The organism is Kitasatospora sp. NPDC059577, from assembly GCF_042735475.1.
Taxonomy (GTDB): domain Bacteria; phylum Actinomycetota; class Actinomycetes; order Streptomycetales; family Streptomycetaceae; genus Kitasatospora.
The window spans coordinates 120,196-140,263 of sequence record NZ_JBHWBZ010000010.1 but is presented as its reverse complement, the minus strand read 5'-3'; the positions used below and the strand labels follow the sequence as shown (position 1 = coordinate 140,263).

The window sequence follows — 20,068 nt, the reverse complement described above, 5'->3', positions numbered from 1 at the left end:
TCTGCGAGACTTGTCACGATTCAGTCACTGAGAGTGACGGCTTGTATCGCGCAGCGATATCCGGTGAAAAGAGTGGAATCGTGTCCGATATCCAGGCGTTCGACGTCATCATCGTCGGCTCCGGGGCTGCCGGTGGAATGGCGGCGCACGAGTTCTGTGCGGCGGGCGCCCGCGTCCTGATGCTGGAGGCGGGCCGGGACTACGATCCCGGCACCGAGACGCCGATGTTCAACACGCCGCAGGACGCGCCGCTGCGGGCGGCCTCGACGCCGGACAAGCCGCAGGGCTTCTACGACGCCACCGTCGACGGCGGCTCGCAGATCGCCGGTGAGCCCTACAGTCAGGCGGACCCCCCGAATCCGGACAAGTCGAATCAGTTCAGCTGGTGGCGGCCCCGGATGCTGGGCGGCCGCACCAATCACTGGGGTCGGGTGGCGCTGCGCTTCGGACCGTACGACTTCAAGCCGAAGACCCGCGACGGACTGGGCTTCGACTGGCCGATCGAGTACTCCGACCTGGCACCGTGGTACGACAAGGCCGAACGCCTCATCGGCGTCACCGGCCTTCCCCACGGGATCGAGAACGCCCCCGACTCCCCGCCCGGCGTCCAGCTCCCACCGCCGCCCCCGCGCGCCTTCGAGATCGTCCTCAGCCGTGCGTTCGAGCACCTGGACATGAAGGTGGCGTCGATCCGGGCGGCCGTGCTCACCCGCCCGTTGAACGGCCGCGCGGCGTGCCTGTACTCGACCCAGTGCACCCGCGGCTGCGCCAGCCGCTCCAACTTCCAGAGCACGACCGTCCTCATTCCTCCGGCCCGCGCCACCGGCAATCTCACCGTCGTGTGCAACGCCATGGTCTCCCGGGTCGACGTCGACGCGACCGGGCGGGCCGCCGGGGTCACCTACAACGACCGGGTGACCGGCTCCGAGTTCTCGGTCACGGGGCGGGTGGTGGTGCTGGCGGCGGGAACCTGCTCGTCGGTGCGCATCCTGCTCAACTCGCGAAGCGCTGCGTTCCCCAACGGGATCGGAAACGGCCACGGGCTGGTCGGCAAGTACCTGATGGACTCGGTCGAGTTCTCGCGCTCGTCGCGAATTCCGATGCTCGAAAAACTCCCCGTGCTGAACGACGACGGCATCTTCACCCCGCACATCTACGTGCCGTGGTGGCTGCTGCCCGAGCAGGCCGCCGGGCAGCTCGGGTTCCCGCGCGGGTACCACATCGAGCCGCGCGGGGGTCGCAGGATGCCGACCACCGGCATCGGAAGCCTGATCGACGACGCCGGCGCGACCTACGGCGACGCCCTGCGGGCGGAGGTCCGGCGGAGGTACGGCACGGCCGTCACTCTCATCGGCGAAGGCGAGATGATCCCGAACGAGGACTCCTTCTGCGAGCTCGATCCGACGGTCAAGGACAAGTGGGGAGTTCCGGCCCTGCGGTTCCACTGGAAATGGGGAGATCCGGAAGTCCGGCAGGTCACGCACATGCACGACACCTTCAACAAGGTCTTCAGCCTGCTCGGCGGCGCGCCGGACACCAGTCCCGTCGTGATGCCGCAGGGCGGCGGAGCGGTCCACGAGGTCGGCGGCGCGCGGATGGGGACCTCGCCACAGGACTCCGTGCTCGACGCCTACAACCAGTGCTGGGACGTGAGGAACCTGTTCGTCGTCGACGGCGCCGCATTCGCGTCGAGCCCGGACAAGAACCCGACGCTCACCATCCTGGCCCTGGCCGCGCGGAGTTCGGCCCGCATCCTCGAACTGCTGAGGAGCGGCGGGATCTGACCGCACCACGCGCCCGACAGTCGAGCGAGCGCGACCGGATGACGGTACGTCGGAAGCGAGAGGAAGAGATGGACCAGCACAGTGCCGCCGGGGTCGGTACCGCACCGCAGGGCTACGGCACCGATCCCAACCTCGTGACACCGCACACGCCTTGGCCGCGCACGCTCTCGGAGCGCGAGCGCGCACTCGTCGCGGCCCTCGCCGACATCGTTCTGCCGGGCACCCCCGAGTACCCGGCGCCGAGTGCGATGGGGATCGCCGACTTCTTCGACGACTGGGTGAGCGCTCCCTACAAGACGCAGCAGGGCCACAGGACCGTCATCACGACCGGCCTCGCCACGGTCGACGCGGAGGCGCAGCGCCAGTTCGGGACGGGGTTCGTCGAACTGGACGGCTCCCGGCAGCGCACGATCGTCGACCGGATCGCGTCGACCACCGCGACGGACCGGAGCTTCTTCATCAGGTTCCGGTCCCTGCTGCTCACTGGCTACTTCACCTCCGACATGGGGTTCGAGGCGATCGGTTATCCCGGGAACGTGCCGCTGCTCGCCTTTCCGGGCGTCCCGCCGGAGGCGCAGCGCATCATCGACGACGAGCTCAGGAAGTTGGGGCTGTAGCGTGAATCCGGTGACCGCGGGCACTCCGCGTATGAAGACCGTCAGGGAGTACGTCGAGGCGGGAGTTCTGCCGCTGGACGACCTCAAAGGCGCCTTGCATCTCGCGATGCGGCTGGAATTCGCCACCATCCCGCCGTATCTGTGTGCGCAGTGGTCGGTCAAGGAGGACCCGGACCGCACCGAGGGTGTGCTGCACAGAATCGTCAGCCAGGAGATGAACCACTTCGCGCTGGCCGGAAACCTGCTGGCCGCGATCGGTGGCCGGCCGTCGATCGCGCACCCGGACTTCCTGCCGACCTATCCGGCCGACGAGCTGCCCGGCGGCATTCCGCAGCAGCTTCCGGTTGATCTGAAGCCACTGGTCAAGGACCAGCTCGCGGTGTTCATGCAGATCGAGTACCCGGAGTTCCCCCCGATCGCCCTCCTGGCCGGGCGGCCGCCTGCCACGATCGGCGCCTTCTACGACACGATCATCCGGACGTTCCGGAAGCTGGAGCCGGCGATCGACCCGAAGGCCCACGCGGTGGAGGTGCCGTTCGCGAAGTCGATCGGCACCGTCGCTGACGCGGTCGACACGATCGACCGGATCAAGAGCGAGGGAGAGGGGACGCAGGGCTCACCCGATCAGCCGCCGGGGGAGGGCGAGAGCGGCCACGCGCACTACTACCTGTTCAAGGAGCTCTACGTCCAGAAGCGGCTGGTCAAGACCGGCGACAAGTGGAGCTTCAGCGGAGCTCCCGTCATCCTGCCGGAGGTGTACGACTTCGCGCCCTCCCAAGCCCGGCCGAACCCCTCGACCGAGTTCAACCGCACCCTGTCGAAGCTGCTGGTCGACCTGGAGACGTGCTGGACGTCCGGCGCGCCGCCGAACGTGGCGGCCATGTTCCAGCTTCAGATCCTCGGACGGGACCTGATCAATCGGGGGATCCGTCCAGAGTTCCGGTGGGATGACGGAGCGGCCTGAGCGGGCTCTGCGCGTCCTGGCGGGACCGGCCGGACACACGGCGCCCGGAGGCGGGCAGTGACGTTCGGCCCGGGCACGGCGGGCATGCCGACCGGTTACGCGCAAGCAGTCCGACTCGCCGTCGAGAAGCGCCTGTACCGCCTCGTCGAAATCCGGACGCTTGACCCACTTGCGCACCCGCACCCGCCGTTGCGTCACCGGGCCGCCCGGGCCGAGCCCCCGCCCCGGACGGCCCGTCCCCGTCAGGCCTGCCAGTGCGGCTTCCCGCTGACCATCCGGCAGGTGATCGCCCGGCCGCTCGCGTCGTGCGTGCTCTTCCCCAGGTCCCCGTTGCGGCAGAACTGCCCGGCCTCGTAGCAGTTGCCGGCGTTCGAACGGATGTCGCACCCGGTGCCGGCGGCGGCCGGCGCGGTGGGCGCCGGCTCCGGATCGGTCGGCGGCTTCGCGGTGGTCACCTTCGGCTGCGGAGCCTTGGGCGTCGGCGGCTGGGACCGGGCGGCGGGCGATTCCGGGGGTGTGGTGGCGGCCGGCGCGACCGCCGAGGTGGCGGGCGCGGCCGGGGCGGCGGCGGTCGGCGTGGCCGACGCCGCGGCCTTGCCGTCGGCAGCCGACGGGTCGCAACCGGTCAGCGCCAGACCGACGGTGAGGACGAGTCCGGCGAATCCGGCCAGGCCGGCCCGGCGGCGCCCGGGTATCCGTGCAGGCATGTGAGGAGAACGCTCCGTTCCGTTTGGATGAGTCGTGCGATTCAAGCAGCCGCCCCGCACGCTGCGAGCACCGTTTCCCCACTCGTTGGCAGATCGAGACCTTCCGACCACCGAGCGTCACCATCACCGTGACCGTCACTACGCTGCGCCCCGCACCACCCTCCCCCGGCCCCCCGGCACCGCGACATCCCGGCCCCCGGGGCCGACGGTCAGCGCAGCCCCGCCGTCCGGCGCTCGAACACCTCGGGCCGGGCGGTCTCCAGCGCCGTGGAGACCGCGCCGAGGAGCACCGCCTCCTCCCCGAGCAGGCTGGGCGCGAGCGTCGGACGCATCGGGGCGATCCGGTGCAGGGCTGCCTCCAGCGGCTCCAGCAGCAGGTCCGCACTGCTGCCGATGCCACCGCCGAGCACCACCAGGTCCGGGTCCAGCACGGCGGACAACACGGCTACGGCATAGGCGAGTTGTTCGGCCTCCCGCTCCACCGCCCGGAGCGCCGCGGCCTCCCCCGCCCGGGCCCGCTGGAAGACCTGCTTCGCCGTCACCTGACGCCCTGCGCCGTCGTCCGCGCCCAGCCCGAAGTCCCGCGCGGTGCGCACCACGGCGTCCGCGGCGGCTTCCTGCTCTATGGTCCCCGCGGGCTCGTCGGACCGGGCCGGCAGCGGGACCTGACCGATCTCGCCCAGCGCGCCGTGCGCGCCGAGCAGCAGTTCGCCGTCCTTCACCACCCCGAGCCCGAGGCCGGTGCCGACCAGCAGGTAGGCGAACATCCGGCTGCCCCGCCCGGCGCCCAGGGTGTACTCGCCGAGCGCGGCCAGGTTGGCGTCGTTGGCCACCGACACGGCCGTGCCCAGCCCCTCCCCGATCCGGTCGAACAGCCCCGGCCGGCCCCAGCCGGGCAGGCTGGAGGCGTAGCGCACCCCGCGGCGCTCCTCGTCCCACACGCCCGGGGTGCCGATCACCGCGTGCACGATGCCGTCGGCTGCCAGGCCCGCCTCGGTGGTCGCCTCGTGCGCGGCCGCGACCACGGTGTCCGCGACGGCGTTCGCCGAACGGCCCCGGTTGGCCACGTCCCGGCGGGCGACGACCGTCCCGGAGAGGTCCGCGACGGCCACCCGCAGCCGGGCCCGGCCGATGTCCACGCCGAGCACGTGCCCGGCCGTCGGGTCGACCTCGTACAGCACGGCGGTGCGGCCGCGTTCGGGGGCCAGCCGCCCGGCCTCGCGGACCAGCCCGGCCTGTTCCAGGGCGGCCAGCGCGGCCGAGACGGTCGGCTTGGACAGACCGGTGTCCCGGGCCAGCTGGGCGCGCGAGGAGCCACCGCCGGTGCGCAGCAGCTCCAGCAGCAGCCACTCGTTGTTGCTGCGCAGCCGCTGCCGGTTCCAGGGCACCGCGGGGGCCCCGGCCGCCGGGCGACTGGTCGGCTGGTGGGGGCTCATCGGTTCCTCCGGTCTGGTGCTCACGGACGTCTCCGGCACGGTCTCACGCGGGCCTGACACTGCTCTGGCGTTGGTCTTGAGGCCGGTCCGACGCTGACCCGACTCCGTTCCGACGCCGGTCCGGCATCGGTCCGGCGGCGGTCCGGCGGCGGTCGGCCGGTGCTCCGGCACGGTGTGCGACGCCCGCTGTCGGACGCCCGGTGTCGGAGCACCGGCCCAAGTATGACCGGTGATCATCCGGCATTCGTCCGCCGGACCCCGGCCGTTGCCCGACACGTCGTCCGGGTGACCGGTCCCCGTCACCGGGGCGACGGTTCCCCCGCCGTCCGGGGTCGAGCCGCGCCGGTGGCGGCCGCGTTACCGCACCGCGTCCGGCCGGTCAAGGTTTCCTCCAGTTGTGGGCGTGCCGCGCCCCGGCGCGTGATCATGGACGTATGCACTTCCGGCACCGCAACCGAGCAGAGGGCTCCCCGCCCGCGCCACCGGACACCCGGTCGCTGGCGGCGACGGCGGCGGCCCTCGCCGCCAGGCTCGGCTCGATCACCGGCAGTGACCACGGCGACGACGACCCCGGCCTGGTCCGCGCGGTCCTCGCCGACGCCCCCGTCGGCATCGCCGTGCTCGACGAGCACCTGCGCTGGCACCACCTCAACGCCGCCTTCACCACCACCACCGGCCTGCGCCGCGCCGACCTGCTCGGCCGACCCGTCGAGGCCACCGCCTTCGCCGGTGCCGCCGCCACCCTGCGCCGCGTCCTCGCCGACGGCCGCGACCGCGAGCACGCGACCGGCGGCCCCGACGGCCCGGGCCACGCCGTCCCGCCCGGCCTGCGGGTGCGCTACCGGCCGCTACGGCACGCCGGACGGACCACCGGTGTGATCGTCGTCGTCCTGGACGACCCCGACCCGGCCCGCGACCAGCTCCGCGAACTCGCACAGGCCCGCGCCCGCCTGGCGCTGCTCGACGCCGCCACCGAACGGATCGGCACCACCCTCGACATCGCGACGACCTGCACCGAACTCGCCGACTTCGCCGTCCCCGGCATCGCCGACCTCGCCGTCGTCGACGTCCTGCCGCCCGAGGCCGAGCCCGCCCGGGCCGGCCGGGGCGCTCCCCGGCGGTTGCACCGCGCCGCCGTACGGGCCGTCCCGTCCTTGACCGCCGCCCTCGCCGACCTGGCCCGCCCCGGCGAATCGATCCGCCACCGGGAGGACTCGGCCGCCGCCCGCAGCTTCACCGGCGGCATCGCCGTGCTCACCGAGCCCGGTGCCGAGGACACCTGCCCCGCCGGGACCGCCTCGCTGCTCGTCCTGCCGCTCGCGGCCCGGGGCGACCTGGTCGGGCTGCTCACCCTCGGCCGCACCGCCGCGACCCCGCCGTTCACCTCGGATGAGGCCGCCCTGTTCGGCGATCTCGCCGCCCGGGCCGCCACCGGCATCGACAACGCCCGCCGCTACACCCGCTCCCAGGGCATCGCCCTCGAACTCCAGCGGGCCCTGCTCAGCGAACCCGGCAACCCGCACCAGAACCTCGCCCTCGCCTCCCGCTACCTGCCGTCCGGCTCCAGCTCGGTGGTCGGCGGCGACTGGTACGAGACGGTCCGGCTGCCGTTCGGCCGCACCCTGCTCGCCATGGGCGACGTCATGGGGCACGGCGTCGAAGCCGCCGTCGACATGAGCCACTACCGCTCCGCGCTGCGCGACATCGCCGGCATGGACCTGCCCCCGCACCGGATCCTGCGCCAGCTCGACACCGTGATCTCCGCCGACGACTCGGCCCGCCCCGCGACCTGCCTGCTCGCCCTCGCCGACCCCGGGCGCGGCCGCTGGACCCTCTCCAGCGCGGGCCACCTGCCGCCCGCCCTGATCACCCCCGACCAGCCGACCGAGCTGCTGCGCCTGCCCACCGGCCCGCCGCTGGGCACCGGCCTCGGCGGCTACGAGCAGACCGCCCACCCGCTCGTCCCCGGCCAGACCCTGCTGCTCTACACGGACGGCCTGGTCGAACGCCGCGGCGAGGACATCGACACCTCCCTGGACCGCCTCGCCGCCCTGCGCCTGCCCGCCACCGGCGACCTCGACGACCTCCTCGACGCCGTCCTCCACTCCCTCGTCCCGCCCCCGTCCCCCACCGCCGCCGCGTCCCCCGCCGCCGAGGACGACATCGCACTTCTCGCCGCCCGCGCCCAACCCCGCTGACGGGCCGGGCACGCCGGGGCGGCGCCGCGCCGCCCGGAGGCGGGGCCTCCGGGCGGTGCCCGCGCCGACGGCGTCAGCCGTGGTCGCGGACGGTCCCCCGGAGGCCGTCCGCGAGCGAGCGCACGATCGGGTAGCGCAGGAACGAGTAGTGGTCGCCCGGCGTTCCGAGCACGTCCAGGTCCGGCACGTACGGCTGCCAGGTCTCCCGGATCGTGCTCCCGATCCAGTCCGGCAGCCGGCGGTGCTGCGCCTCGTACAGGGTGACGGGGAACTCCACCGGTGCGGGGGCGTACCCGAGGAGGGCGGTCCCGATGCCCCGCATCACGGTCAGGTGGCGCACCAGGTCGTCGCCGGAGACCTCGTGCAGCTCCGGCGGGATGTTCAGCTCCGTGAGTCCCGCGGCCACGTCCTCCGGCAGCCCGGCCGCGGCGTGCCCTTCCGCGAGCCGGGCCAGCAGACCGTCGATCGCCGCGATGTTCCCGCGCACGCCCTCCCGGTACTCGGCCGTCGGCAGGATGCCGTCCAGGGCGACGACCCGTACGGTGTGCCCGCCCGCGTGGAGCAACCGGGCCGTCTCCAGCGCCAGGACCGCGCCGAAGGACCAGCCCACCAGCAGGTGGGGCCCGTCGGGGCGGCTTTCGAGGATCGCCTCGCAGCAGCTGCGGGCCATGGCCGGGATCTGCCAGTGCGCCGCGTCCGGCCGGTCCCACCAGGACAGTTCGACGCCGAGCACCCGGGCGTCGGCGCTCAGCGCGCGGGCCAGCGGGACGTAGCCGGTGATGTTGCCCGCGATCACCGGGAAGCAGAAGACGGCGTGCGCGGAGGTGCTGTCGTTCAACGGGGTGACCGTGCCGCGCCCGGCCGTCCCGACGGCGCCGTCGAGGCCGTCCCGCCCGAGGTGCTCGGTGATCCGGGCGATGGTCTGGTGGCGGACCATCATCCGCGGGGTGAGGTGGATGCCCAGCCGGCCGGCCCGGTGGACGACCCGGATGCTGAGGACGGAGTCCCCGCCGAGTTCGTAGAAGTTGTCGTCGGCACCGACCCGCGCCACCCCCAGGACCTGCTCCCAGACCCGGGCCAGTGTGCGCTGGACCGGTCCGGCCGGCGCCGCGTACGCCCGGCCGGTGTCCGGCCGCGACCCGTCCGGGGCCGGCAGGGCCCGCCGGTCCACCTTCCCGTTGACCGTCAGCGGCAGCGCGTCGACCACCACCACGGCGGGCACCAGGTACTCCGGCAGCCGCTGCCCGGCCCGTCGCCGCAGCGCGGCCGCGTCGACCGGCCCGCCCGGTTCGGCGGGCGTCACGTAGGCCACCAGTCGCCGCTCCCCCGGTTCGTCCTCCCGGGCCAGCACCACCACGTCACCGATCGGTCCGGCGGCGCGCAGGGCGGCCTCCGCCTCGCCCGGTTCGACCCGGACGCCCCGGATCTTCACCTGGTCGTCGGAGCGGCCGAGGAACTCCAGGTCCCCGTCGGCCCGCCACCGGGCGAGGTCGCCGGTGCGGTACATCCGCTCGCCGGACGCGCCGTACGGACAGGCGACGAACCGCTCCGCGGTCGGCGCGGCGCGCTTCCAGTAGCCGCGGGCCAGGCCGACGCCCGCGATGTAGACCTCGCCGGGGATCCCGACCGGCACCGGGTTCAGGTACCGGTCCAGCAGGTACACCCGTTTGTTGGCGATCGGCCGGCCGACGACGTCCTCGGCGCGCTCCGCCCAGTCCTCGGGAGCGGGCCAGTAGGTGCTGGTCATGGTGCACTCGGTGGGCCCGTACTGGTTGACCAGGGCGCCCGGCAGGACACGGCGCCCGTGCTGCCCGGCGAGCCGCAGGCTCTCGCCGCTGGCCACCGTCAACCGCACCCGCGCCAGGGCGTGTTCGGCCTCGGGCAGCGCGAGGAGCGCCCGTAGCTGGGACGGGACGGTGCTGAGCAGCACCTCCACCCGGTGGCGCTCGATGCAGTCCGCGATCGCGGACGGGTCGAACGGGCCGTCGTGCGGGGCGAGGACGGCCGTGGCTCCGCAGCTGAGCGGCCCGAGCAGGTCCCGGACCGAGGCGTCGAAGCCGATGGACGCCAGCTGCAGGACCCGGGTGCCGGGGGTGACGCCGTAGCGGGAGGTGACGAAGGACAGGTAGGCCGTCACGCCCTGGTGCTCGACGGCGACGCCCTTGGGGGTGCCGGTGGAGCCCGAGGTGTGGACCACGTACGCGAGGTCGCCGGGCCGGGCCGACGGTGCGGGGTTCCGGTCGGGGCAGGCGGCGAGGACGGGCGCGTCCCGGTCCAGGCAGACGGCCGTGGTGCCGACGCCGAGCCCGTCCCGGAGCTCCCGGCGGGTGACGAGCAGCGCCGCCCCGCTGTCGGCCACCAGGGCCGCCAGCCGCTCGCGGGGGTGGACCGGGTCCAGGGGCACGTAGGCGGCGCCGGACTTGAGGATGCCGAGCAGGGCCACGGCCAGTTCGGGACCGCGTTCCAGACAGACGCCGACCAGGGTGCCCGGGCCGGCGCCGAGCGCCCTGAGGTGGTGTGCGAGCCGGTTCGCGCGCCGGTTGAGTCCGTCGTACGTCAGCTCCTCGTACGGCGTCCCGGCGCCGCCCGCGACCAGTGCGACGGCGTCGGGCGTGCGGGCGGCCCGGTCCTCGAACAGCTGGTGGACGCAGCGGTCGTCCGGGTAGGGCGCGGCGGTGTCGGTCCACTCCTCCAGCAGCTGCCGCCGCTCGGGCCCGGTGAGGACGGACAGTTCGGAGAGCGGGCGGTCCGGGTCGGCCGCCACCCGGGCCAGCAGGGTCCCGAAGTGGCCGGCCATCCGTGCGATGGTGCCGGGTTCGAAGAGGTCGGTGCTGTACTCGATCGCACAGTCCAGCCGGCCGTCGGCCTCGTGCACCGAGAGCGTCAGGTCGAACTTCGCGACCTGCTGTTCCCATTCCTCCGGCGCCACGGTGACCCCGTCGAGCGTGAGCGGCGTCCTCGGGGTGTTCTGGAACGTGAACAGCACTTGGAACAGCGGGTTGCGGCCGAGGTCGCGGTCCGGGCGCAGTTCCTCCACCAGGCGCTCGAAGGGCAGGTCCTGGTGCGCGTAGGCGCCGAGCGCGGTGTCCCGGACCTGGGCGAGCAACCCGGTGAACGAGGGGTTCCCCGCGAGGTCCGCGCGGAGCACGAGCGTGTTGACGAAGAACCCGACGAGCCCTTCGGTGTCGGCCCGGTGGCGGTTGGCGATCGGGGTGCCGACGGCGATGTCGTCCTGGCCGGCGTAGCCGGACAGCAGGGCCTGGAAGGCGGCGAGCAGGGTCATGAACGGCGTCGCGCCCTCGCGGCGGGAGAGCGCGTTCAGTGCCGCGGTCAGCTCCGCCGTCAGCGTGAACCCGTGGCTCGCCCCGCAGCCGGAGCGGACTTCCGGGCGCGGCCGGTCGGTGGGCAGCTCCAGCGGTGTGAGGCCGCTCAACTGTCGCCGCCAGTAGTCCAGTTGGCCATCCAGTACCTCACCACGCAGCCAGTCCCGTTGGCACGCCGCGAAGTCGGCGTACTGGATCGCCGGTGCCTCCAGAGGGGACGGCATGCCCCGGCGGAACGCCGCGTAGAGGACGGCGAGTTCACGGTTGAGCAGGCCCATGGCCCAGGCGTCGACGGCGATGTGGTGCACCGCGAGGACCAGGACGTGTTCGTCGGCCCGGACCCGCAGCAGCCGCGCGCGCAGCAGCGGGGCGACGCCCAGGTCGAAGGGTTCGGCGCTCTCGGCGGCGATGGCGGCCGACACCTCGGCCTCGGCCCGTTCGACGGGCAGCCCGCTCAGGTCGGTCAGCGGCATCGCGGGGACGGCGGACCGCTCGATCACCTGGACGGGAACGCCGTCCTCGGCCTCGAACCGGGTGCGCAGCACCTCGTGCCGGGCGACGAGTTCGGCGAGGGCCCGCTCCAGGGCGTCCGCGTCCAGCGCGCCGGTGAGCCGCAGCATCCGCAGGACGACGTACTCGGCGCTGTCGGGGACGAGTTGGTCCAGCAGCCAGAGCCGTTCCTGGGCGAAGGAGACGCGCAGCGGTCCGTTCCTCGGCACCTGCCGGATCGGCGGCATGCCCGGCAGCGGGCCGGCGCCCGGGCCCGACTCGCCGGTCGCGGTCACGATCTCCGCCAGTGCGGCCACCGTCGGCGCGGCGAAGACGCTCTGCACACCGAGGGCGTCCCCGAACTCGCGGCGCAGCTGGGAGACCACCCGGGTGGCGAGGAGCGAGTGGCCGCCGAGCTCGAAGAAGTTGTCCTCGCCGCCGACCCGCTCGACGCCCAGGACCTGTTCCCAGACGCGGGCGATCGTCTGCTGGACCGGTCCGGCCGGCGTCACGTACGTCCGGCCGGTCTCCGGTCGCGACCAGTCCGGGGCGGGCAGTGCCCGCCGGTCCACCTTCCCGTTGACCGTCAGCGGCACCGCGTCGATCACCACCGTGTGCGCCGGGAGCAGGTGGGCCGGCAGCTGCCGGCCCGCCCGTCGCCGCAGCCCGGCCAGGTCGACCCCGCCACCGGGTTCGGCGGGTGTCACGTACGCGACCAGCCGCCGGTCCCCCGGTGCGTGCTCGCGCGCGATCACGACCGCGTCGCCGACCAGCCCACCGGCGCGCAGGGCCGCCTCGACCTCGCCCGGCTCGATCCGGACGCCGCGGATCTTCACCTGCTTGTCGGTGCGGCCGAGGAACTCCAGGTTCCCGTCCGCCCGGCGGCGGGCCAGGTCGCCGGTGCGGTACATCCGCTCCCCGGGCGCACCGTACGGGCAGGCCACGAACCGCTCCGCCGTGGGTGCCGGGCGGTTGAGGAAGCCGCGGGACAGCCCGGCCCCGGCCACGTACAGTTCGCCGGGCACCCCGACCGGCACCGGGTTCAGGTGCCGGTCCAGCACGTACACCCGGGTGTTGGCGATCGGTGTGCCGATCGGGATCACCGGATCCGACACGCGGTCCGGTGCGACGTCCGCGCCCAGCGTCCAGATGGTGGTCTCGGTCGGCCCGTACAGGTGGGTGAGCCGGCGGACCTTGGGGCGGGTGACGGCCGCGAGCCGGGGGTCGAGCGCCTCCCCTCCGAGCAGGACGTGCAGGCGGTCGGAGAGGTCGGGCATCTCCTCGACGACCAGTCTCCACAGCGGTGGGGTGGCCTGCAGGACGGTGATCCCCCGGGCGGTGAGCAGCGCGGCGAGCCGGGCGGGCGCGGTGGTCTCCTCACGGGTCGCGAGGTGCACCTGGGCGCCGTACACCAGGGGCAGCAGCAGGTCGATGCCGGACGGGTCGAAGGTGTACGGGGCGACCGCCAGCAGCCGGTCGTCCGGTCCCAGCCGCAGGATCTCCTGCATCGCGAGCAGGCCGTTGACCAGGTTGCCGTGCCCGGTCTGGACGCCCTTGGGCGTGCCGGTGGAGCCCGAGGTGTGGATGACGTAGGCCAGGTCGCCGGGCGCGGACCGGCGCGGCGGGGCGGCGGCCGGGTGGCCGGCGGTGTCGGCGACCGGCTGGTCGGCGGTGTCGGCGGTGTCGGCGGTGTCGGCGGTGTCGGCGGCCGGGCCGTCGTCGTCGAGGCAGAGCACGACCTGACCGGCCCGGACGGGGATCCGCTCGACCAGGTGCCGCCGGGTGACGACCACCGGGGCGGAGATCTCGGCCAGCAGGAGCCCCAGCCGGTCGCGCGGGTGGTCCGGGTCCAGCGGGACGTAGGCACCGCCGGACTTGAGGACGCCCAGGAGCGCCACGACCAGCTCGGGGCTGCGGTCCAGGCAGAGGCCGACCAGGGTGTCCGGCCCGACGCCGGCCCGGACCAGCCGCTGCGCGAGTCGGTCGGCCGGCCCGTCGAGCTCGCGGTAGGTCAGCGCGCGGTCGCCGCACACGAGGGCCGTCCGGTCCGGCGTCCGCGCCGCCTGGGCTGCCACCAGCTCGTGCACCCGGGTGTCCGGGTAGGTCACCGCGGTCCGGTTCAGGTCGCTGATCAGCCGGTGTTCCTCGGGGGCGGTGAGCAGGGGCAGCCGGGAGACGGCGCAGGCCGGGTCGGCCGCCGCACCGGCCAGCAGGGTGAGGTAGTGGCCGGCCATCCGTTCGACGGTGGTCCGGTCGAACAGGTCGGTGGCGTACTCCAGGATCCCGGTGAATCCGGCGTCGGTCTCCGCGAGTTCCATCGACAGGTCGAACTTGGCGACGTCCAGACCCAGCGGTTCGGCGCTGACGGCGATCCCGGGAAGCTCCCAGCCGGGCCCGGCGGCCCGGGTGTCCTGCAGGTTGAACATGGTCTGGAACAGCGGGGTCCGGGCGAGGTCGCGTTCGGGGGCGAGGTGCTCGACCAGCCGCTCGAACGGGAGGTCCTGGTGGTCGTAGGCGGCCAGCGCCGTCTCCCGGACCTTCGCCAGCAGCTCGGCGAAGGACGGGTCCTCACCGAGGTCCGTCCGCAGCACCAGGGTGTTGACGAAGAAGCCGACCAGCCCTTCGGTCTCGGACCGGTTGCGTCCGGCGACCGGTGTCCCCACCGCGATGTCGTGCTGGCCGGTGTACCGGGCCAACAGCACCTGGAAGGCCGCCAGCAGGCCCATGAACGGCGTGACCCGGTGGGCCCGGAACAGCTCCTTGAGCCGTCCTGCCAGGTCGGCGGGTACGCGGAAGGCGAGCGTGTCGCCGCGCGGCGACCGGACCGCGGGCCGGGGCCGGTCGGCGGGCAGCTCCAGCGTGGCCAGTCCGGCCAGTCGGGCGGTCCAGTGCGCGAGTTGCCCCGTCAGCACCGGCCCGTCCAGGGAGTCCCGCTGCCAGATGGCGAAGTCCGGGTACTGGATGGGGAGTTCCGGCAGGTCGGCCTTCCGGCCCGCGCGGTGCGCGGCGTACAGCCGGCTCAGCTCCTCGACCACGATCCCGACCGACCATCCGTCGGCGACGATGTGATGCAGGGTCAGCACGAGCAGGTGCTCGGCCGGGCCCTGCCGGTACAGCACGGCCCGGAACAGCGGACCGCGCCGAAGGTCCATCGGGGCCGTCGCCGTCGCCGCGGCCTCCCCCGGGCCGGCCGGTGCGCGGACCACCCGCAGGACGTCCGGCTCGGGGGCGAGCACGAGCTGACCGGGCCTGCCGTCCCGCTCCCGGAGGACGGTCCGCAGTGACTCGTGCCGGGCGACCAGGTCGGCGACCGCGGCGGACAGCGCCGCGACGTCCAAGTCCCCGGTCAGCCGCAGCACCGAGGGGATCAGGTACTCGGTGCCTCCCGGGGCCAACTGGTCCAGGAACCAGAGTCGTTGCTGAGCGAAGGAGGCCGGTAGCAGGACATCGTTCGGCATCTTTTCCCCCTGGTCCGATTCAACGTGATCCGGTTCGACGCGATCCGATGTCGACCCGGCCCGGACCGGTGTCGATCCGGGCGACTCGAAGGGCCCGCCCCGTCAATCGGCCCGACCGGGCTCGTCGGCCCGCGGGCCGGACCCGGAATCCGGCCCGGAACCGACCGGCCCGGTGCTTCCGATGTACGCGGCCTGCGCACCGATCGTCCGGTGCCGCAGGAGTTCCGCGACGGTGAGCGCCGCCCCGGTCCGCGTGAGAAGGGCCCGCTGCAGCCGGATGGCCAGAAGGGAATTGCCGCCGCAGTCAAAGAAATCGCGCTCGGGCTCGTCCGGGGCCGACCCGAAGACATCACACCAGGCCGCCCGTACGTCCTCCAGTATCCGCTGGCTCAATGGGAAAATCACCCCCTCCCCTACGACGTTCTCCGGCAGACGGATTTCACGACAGGAATTCGGGCGGCGCGCACTCTCGGGTCGTGTCGGCGGCCCGGGAGCGGACGCGTCCCGGGCCGCGCCCAGGTCCTGAACCTGGACCTGGACCTAGCCCTAGCCCTAGCCCTGCCAGGCGCACCAGAGGCTCGCGTAGACGCCGTTCTTGGCGAGCAGTTCCTCGTGCGTGCCGAACTCGGCGATCCGGCCGTCGTCGAGCACCGCGATCCGGTCGGCGTCCTGAGCGGTGTGCAGACGGTGGACCACGGCGACCACCGTCCGGCCGGTGGTGACGGCGGCCAGGGATCGCTCCAGGTGCCGGGCGGCCCGCGGGTTCAGCAGCGAGGTCGCCTCGTCCAGGACGAGGATGTCCGGGTCGGCCAGGAGCAGGCGGGCGAGGGCCAGTTGCTGCACCTTCGCCGGGTCGAGCGCCTGACCGCCGGGGCCGACCTCGCGGTCCACTCCCAGCTCCTCGGCCCACTCCCAGGCGTCGACGGCGCGCAGGGCGTCGGCGATCTCCTCGTCACCGGCGTCCGGGCGGGCGATGGTGAGGTTGTCGCGCAGGGTGCCCCTGAAGACGTGGTGTTCCTGGGTCACCAGGGCGACCGTGCCGCGCCGATCGGCGGGGGCGAGGCCCGCGACCTCCCGGCCGCCCACCGTGATGCCTCCGCCGTGCGGGGTGTAGATCCCCGCGAGCAGCTTGGCCAGCGTCGACTTGCCGGCGCCGGAGGGGCCGACCACGGCCAGCCACTCCCCCTGGCGGATCGTCAGGTCTATCCCGCACAGCACGTCCCGGCCCGGCTGGTAGGCGTAGCGGAGGTCCCGGACCTCGATGTCCCGGACCTCGATGTCCCTGGCCTCGGCGTCCCGCCGGCCGCCGGCGCTGCGCCCGGTGCCCGCGGTGGCGGCCGCCACGGCCGGCTGCCGGAACCGCGACAGCCCCAGCAACCGCGCGAGCGCGGCGGCGGCCGACTGCAGCGAGTCCAGCCAGAACATCAACTGGTCCAGCGGATTGAGCAGTTGGGACGCGTACAGGGTGCCGGCGGTGACGGCGGCGAGCGAGACCGTGCCGTGCAGGTAGAGCGTGCCGCCGAAGATCAGCATGGCGGCCACCGGCAGGGCGTAGCTGGTGTCACAGAGCGGGAGGAAGACGTTGCGCAGCCGCAGGGTGTGGCGCTCGGCGGCGTAGGAGGCGGCGATGGACTCGTCGACCTCGTCCATCCGGCGGGCGGCCAGCCGCAGCGATTCGACCGTGCGGGCGCCCTCGACCGTCTCGGCCAGGCTCTCCGTCAGCCGGGAGTAGGTGGCCGCCTGACGCAGGTAGCCCTGGTGTGCCCGGCGCAGGTACCAGCGGCCGGCGCCGTAGAGCACCGGCACCGAGAGCAGGCAGGGCAGCAGCAGGAGCGGGCTGATCAGCAGGAGGGCGCCCAGGGTGAAGCAGACGATGCCGACCGAGGTCATGGTGGCCGGGATCGCGGACCGGATGGCGCCGGAGAGCTGGTCGATGTCGCGGGTGGTGCGGGTGATCAGGTCGCCGGCGTCGGTGTCCTCCACGGTCTCCGGCGGCAGGGCCAGCAGGTCGGTGACGAAGTCCTCGCGCAGGTCGGCCAGGACCTTCTCACCGAGCCTGGCCGCCGCGTACTCGGCGAGCCGGACCAGCACGGCTTGCGCGGCCAGGCACCCGAGGATCAGCAGGACCAGGCGCAGCACGGTGTCGTGGCCGTGGGTGACGTCGGCCACCAGGGTGCCGAGCAGCCAGGGGGCGAACAGTCCGGCGACGGCGGCGAGCGCCTGGAGACCGACCACCAGGGCGAATTCGCCCCGGTGGGCGAGGACGGCGCGCCGTGCGTACGCGGCGAGTTCGCGTGTGGTGGCGACGGGCAGGTCGCTCATGCCGCCTCCGCCTCCGCCCGGCGCTCGACCAGTTCGCGGTAGCGCGGGTCGGCCGTCAGCGCCCGGTGCGAGCCCTCCGCCGCGACGCTGCCGTCCAGGACCAGGGCGACGTGGTCGGCCCGGTGGAGCAGCACGGTGCTGGTGGTGAACACGACGGTGGCCTTGCCCCGGCGCAGTCGTGCGATGCCTTCGGCCATCCTGTTCTCCGTGTGCGCGTCGACGGCGTTGGTCGGGTCGATCAGGATCAGCACCTCCGGGTCGGCCAGCAGCGCGCGGACCAGCCGCAGCCGCTGTTGCTGGCCGCCGGAGAACTCCCGCCCCCCGGCGGCGATCTCGGTGTCGAGCCGGTTCGGCAGGGCCTCGACGATGTCCCGGGCGGCCGCTGCGTCGACGGCCGCCCAGAGGCGGTCGTCGGAGTCGGTGCCCGGCGGCCGGTCCGCCGTGTCGAGTTCTCGGCGCAACGGCCCGGCGAACAGGTGGTCCTCGGCGGTGACGACCAGGATCCGCTCGCGGACCCGGGCCAGCGGCAGCTCGGTGAGCCTCCGTCCGGCGTAGGTGGTCCCGGAGTCGGCGTGGCGTCCCAGCCGGTCGGCCAGGGTGACCGCGTCGGCGGGGGAGCCGACGACGGCGGTCAGCCCCTCGGCGGGCACCCGCAGGCCGGAGTCGGGGTCGGCGAGCGGGCCGGGGACGGGCACGGCGCCGGTGTCCGGGCCGGGGTCGAGGTCGGGTTCCGTGCGGAGCAGCCGGACGACGTTCTCCGCGGCGACGTGGCCCTGCATGGCCTTGGAGACGGCGAAGGTGATCTGGTTGGTGGGGATCACCAGGTAGGTGGCGTAGCCGTAGAAGGCCACCATCTGCCCGGCGCTCAGCTTCTGGTCCAGGACGAGTTCGCCGGCCAGTGCCACCACGCCGGCCAGCAGCAGGCTCGGCAGGAAGGTCCTGGTGGCGCCGAGCACCGCCGAGGCGCGGCCCTGCCGGAGCGCGGTGGCCCGCAGACGCTGCGAGCCCTCCCGGTAGCGGGCGGCGAACAGGTCCTCGCCGCCGATCCCGCGCAGCACGCGCAGGCCGCGCACGATGTCGACGGCCTGGTCGGTGAGTTCGCGCTGGCGGGTGCGGAGCCGGCCCTGCCGTTCGCGCAGCACCCGGGCGAGCCGGGTGGTGACCACGAGCATCACCGGCACCGCGACCAGCACCAGCAGGCCGACCTGCCAGGAGGCGACCAGCATGAACACCGCGACGGCGACGAAGCCGACCACGCCGCCCACGCCGCGGGCGCCGACCTCCAGGGTCTGGCCGATCAGGCCGATGTCGGAGACGCCGACGGTGACGAGGTCACCGGCCGAGACCTTGCGCCCGACCGTGGCGCCCAGCTCGCAGGCCTTGGCGGTGACGAACCGCATGGTCTCGTACGCCGGTTCGACCCGCAGCCGGGTCTCCAGGCGTTCCACGGACATCGCCGACAGCGCGGAGAGCACACCTGCCCCGAGCACGGCCAGTCCCCAACCGACCAGTGCGCCCTGGTCCTTGGCGACCAGGCCCTGATTGACGGCCTGCCCGATCACGGCGGGCGTCAGCCCGAGCCCGGCCGCCCACAGGATGTTGCCGAGGCAGTCCAGCAACAGGACCCGGCGGTGGCGGACGGCCATCCGCAGCAGGTACCGCCACGGGCCGCGCAGGTCGGGTACCCCGGGTTCCCGGTCGAAGAAGTCACGCACCGCTCAGCCCTGCCAGGTGAAGCCTGCCCCACACGTGCGCCTCCATCTCGGTTCGTCGGCAGGGCCATTAACCTCGGACCGCACGCGGTTTGTCCATCGTCCAAGGTCCGCGGCGCGCGGCCCGGGCGGGTCCTGACGGCGCGCGTTCAACTGTCAGGTGTTCTCGGTTGAACGGCGCCGCGCCGGTGCGGGCCCACCGGTTCGGGTTCAATCCGTCCGGCGGTAGACGGAGATGACGTTGCTGGCGGCCGGACCGCTGGGGTCGGCACGCCAGGAGCCGCCGCGCCAGTTGGCGATCCGTTTGACCAGCCGCAGCCCGGCCAGCCGGGCCATCAGGTCCTGTTCGGACGGCAGCAGCATCCGCTGGGTGAACCGCCGGACCCGGTGACCGCCCTCGTCCACGTAGAGCACGCTCTGGTCCAGCAGCAGCGACTTCCAGTCGAACCGCTGGGTGCTGATCCCCATGCCGGTTCCGGCCGGCTGCAGGGCGCTGATCCGTTCGCCGTCCTCCAGGGCCCGCAGCGGCGGGTGCAGGTTCTCCACGACCAGGCTGCCGCCGGGCGCCAGGTGGGCGGCGGCGTTGCGCACCACCGCGAGCTGGGACTCCTGGGTGGTGAAGTGCAGCAGCAGGTTGTAGACGCAGAGCACCAGGCCGAAGCGCCGGTCGGTGGTCCAGTCCTGCGCGTCGCCCCGCACCAGGGTCAGGTTTTCCGGCAGCGGTGTCCTGGCGGCCGCCGCCAGCATCTCCGCCGAGCTGTCGACGCCCAGCACGCTGCGGACCTTTCCCGCCAGCGGGACGGCCAGCCGGCCGGTGCCGACGCCGAACTCCAGCACGTCTGCGCCGGCCGCCAGTTCGGCGAGGTAGGAGACGGTGAGCGGGGTGTCGATCCGGGCGTGTTCCGCGTCGTACCGGGCGGCCTGGTCGGCGTCCCAGCCGGGCTCCTCCATGGGCGTCCTCTCCTCCATCGGTGTCCTCTCCTCCACGTCGGCCCCTTCCGGGGTGTCCGTTCCCTGCGGCATGTGCCGCCCCTCCGTCGTGTCCCGTCCCTGCGGTC

At 73.6% G+C, this 20,068-nt stretch carries 11 protein-coding genes; 4 read left to right on the top strand and 7 right to left on the bottom strand.

The window, feature by feature from the left end; translation table 11 throughout:
• The first annotated feature begins 80 nt into the window (after nucleotides 1-80).
• The 3 genes from ACFV0O_RS12070 to ACFV0O_RS12060 all read left to right on the top strand — a co-directional run bounded on the left by ACFV0O_RS12070 (nucleotide 81) and on the right by ACFV0O_RS12060 (nucleotide 3,365).
• Entirely contained in the window at nucleotides 81-1,784 is a 1,704-nt protein-coding gene (locus tag ACFV0O_RS12070) for a GMC oxidoreductase (RefSeq protein ID WP_380339838.1), read from the top strand.
• A 68-nt stretch (nucleotides 1,785-1,852) separates the two neighbouring features.
• A complete protein-coding gene (locus tag ACFV0O_RS12065) occupies nucleotides 1,853-2,401 on the top strand; it encodes a gluconate 2-dehydrogenase subunit 3 family protein (RefSeq protein WP_380339835.1) in 549 nt (182 codons plus the stop codon).
• 10 nt (nucleotides 2,402-2,411) lie between these two features.
• The gene (locus ACFV0O_RS12060; protein WP_380339832.1) at nucleotides 2,412-3,365 is read left to right on the top strand and encodes a ferritin-like protein; all 954 of its coding nucleotides are present in this window, start codon (nucleotides 2,412-2,414) and stop codon (nucleotides 3,363-3,365) included.
• A gap of 242 nt (nucleotides 3,366-3,607) precedes the next feature.
• Here ACFV0O_RS12060 and ACFV0O_RS12055 read toward each other — a convergent pair whose 3' ends face one another.
• Together ACFV0O_RS12055 and ACFV0O_RS12050 are read right to left on the bottom strand one after the other, a co-directional pair.
• On the bottom strand, nucleotides 3,608-4,072 hold the full coding sequence (locus tag ACFV0O_RS12055; protein WP_380339829.1) for a hypothetical protein: 465 nt from the start codon (nucleotides 4,070-4,072) through the stop codon (nucleotides 3,608-3,610).
• 209 nt (nucleotides 4,073-4,281) lie between these two features.
• Nucleotides 4,282-5,508: an ROK family protein gene (locus ACFV0O_RS12050; protein ID WP_380339915.1), complete on the bottom strand. Its 1,227-nt coding sequence runs from the start codon at nucleotides 5,506-5,508 to the stop codon at nucleotides 4,282-4,284.
• 434 nt (nucleotides 5,509-5,942) lie between these two features.
• Between ACFV0O_RS12050 and ACFV0O_RS12045 the strand changes: the two genes are divergently transcribed.
• On the top strand, nucleotides 5,943-7,706 hold the full coding sequence (locus ACFV0O_RS12045; RefSeq protein ID WP_380339826.1) for a SpoIIE family protein phosphatase: 1,764 nt from the start codon (nucleotides 5,943-5,945) through the stop codon (nucleotides 7,704-7,706).
• Nucleotides 7,707-7,779: 73 nt separating this feature from the next.
• On the opposite strand, the gene ACFV0O_RS12040 is transcribed toward ACFV0O_RS12045, so the two are convergent.
• From ACFV0O_RS12040 to ACFV0O_RS12020, 5 genes are all read right to left on the bottom strand, one after another.
• Complete coding sequence (locus ACFV0O_RS12040) at nucleotides 7,780-14,976, bottom strand: amino acid adenylation domain-containing protein (RefSeq protein WP_380339823.1); 7,197 nt, start codon at nucleotides 14,974-14,976, stop codon at nucleotides 7,780-7,782.
• A 102-nt stretch (nucleotides 14,977-15,078) separates the two neighbouring features.
• Nucleotides 15,079-15,381 (bottom strand): acyl carrier protein, encoded by a 303-nt coding sequence (locus ACFV0O_RS12035; RefSeq protein ID WP_380339820.1) that lies wholly within the window; start codon nucleotides 15,379-15,381, stop codon nucleotides 15,079-15,081.
• Nucleotides 15,382-15,528: 147 nt separating this feature from the next.
• Nucleotides 15,529-17,298 carry an ABC transporter ATP-binding protein gene (locus ACFV0O_RS12030; RefSeq protein WP_380339816.1) on the bottom strand — a complete coding sequence of 590 codons (1,770 nt, stop codon included), beginning with the start codon at nucleotides 17,296-17,298 and terminating at the stop codon, nucleotides 15,529-15,531.
• Complete coding sequence (locus ACFV0O_RS12025; RefSeq protein WP_380339813.1) at nucleotides 17,295-19,013, bottom strand: ABC transporter transmembrane domain-containing protein; 1,719 nt, start codon at nucleotides 19,011-19,013, stop codon at nucleotides 17,295-17,297. The genes ACFV0O_RS12030 and ACFV0O_RS12025 overlap by 4 nt, the downstream gene beginning before the upstream one ends.
• 207 nt (nucleotides 19,014-19,220) lie before the next feature.
• Nucleotides 19,221-20,033: a class I SAM-dependent methyltransferase gene (locus ACFV0O_RS12020; RefSeq protein WP_380339810.1), complete on the bottom strand. Its 813-nt coding sequence runs from the start codon at nucleotides 20,031-20,033 to the stop codon at nucleotides 19,221-19,223.
• Nucleotides 20,034-20,068 lie beyond the last annotated feature (35 nt).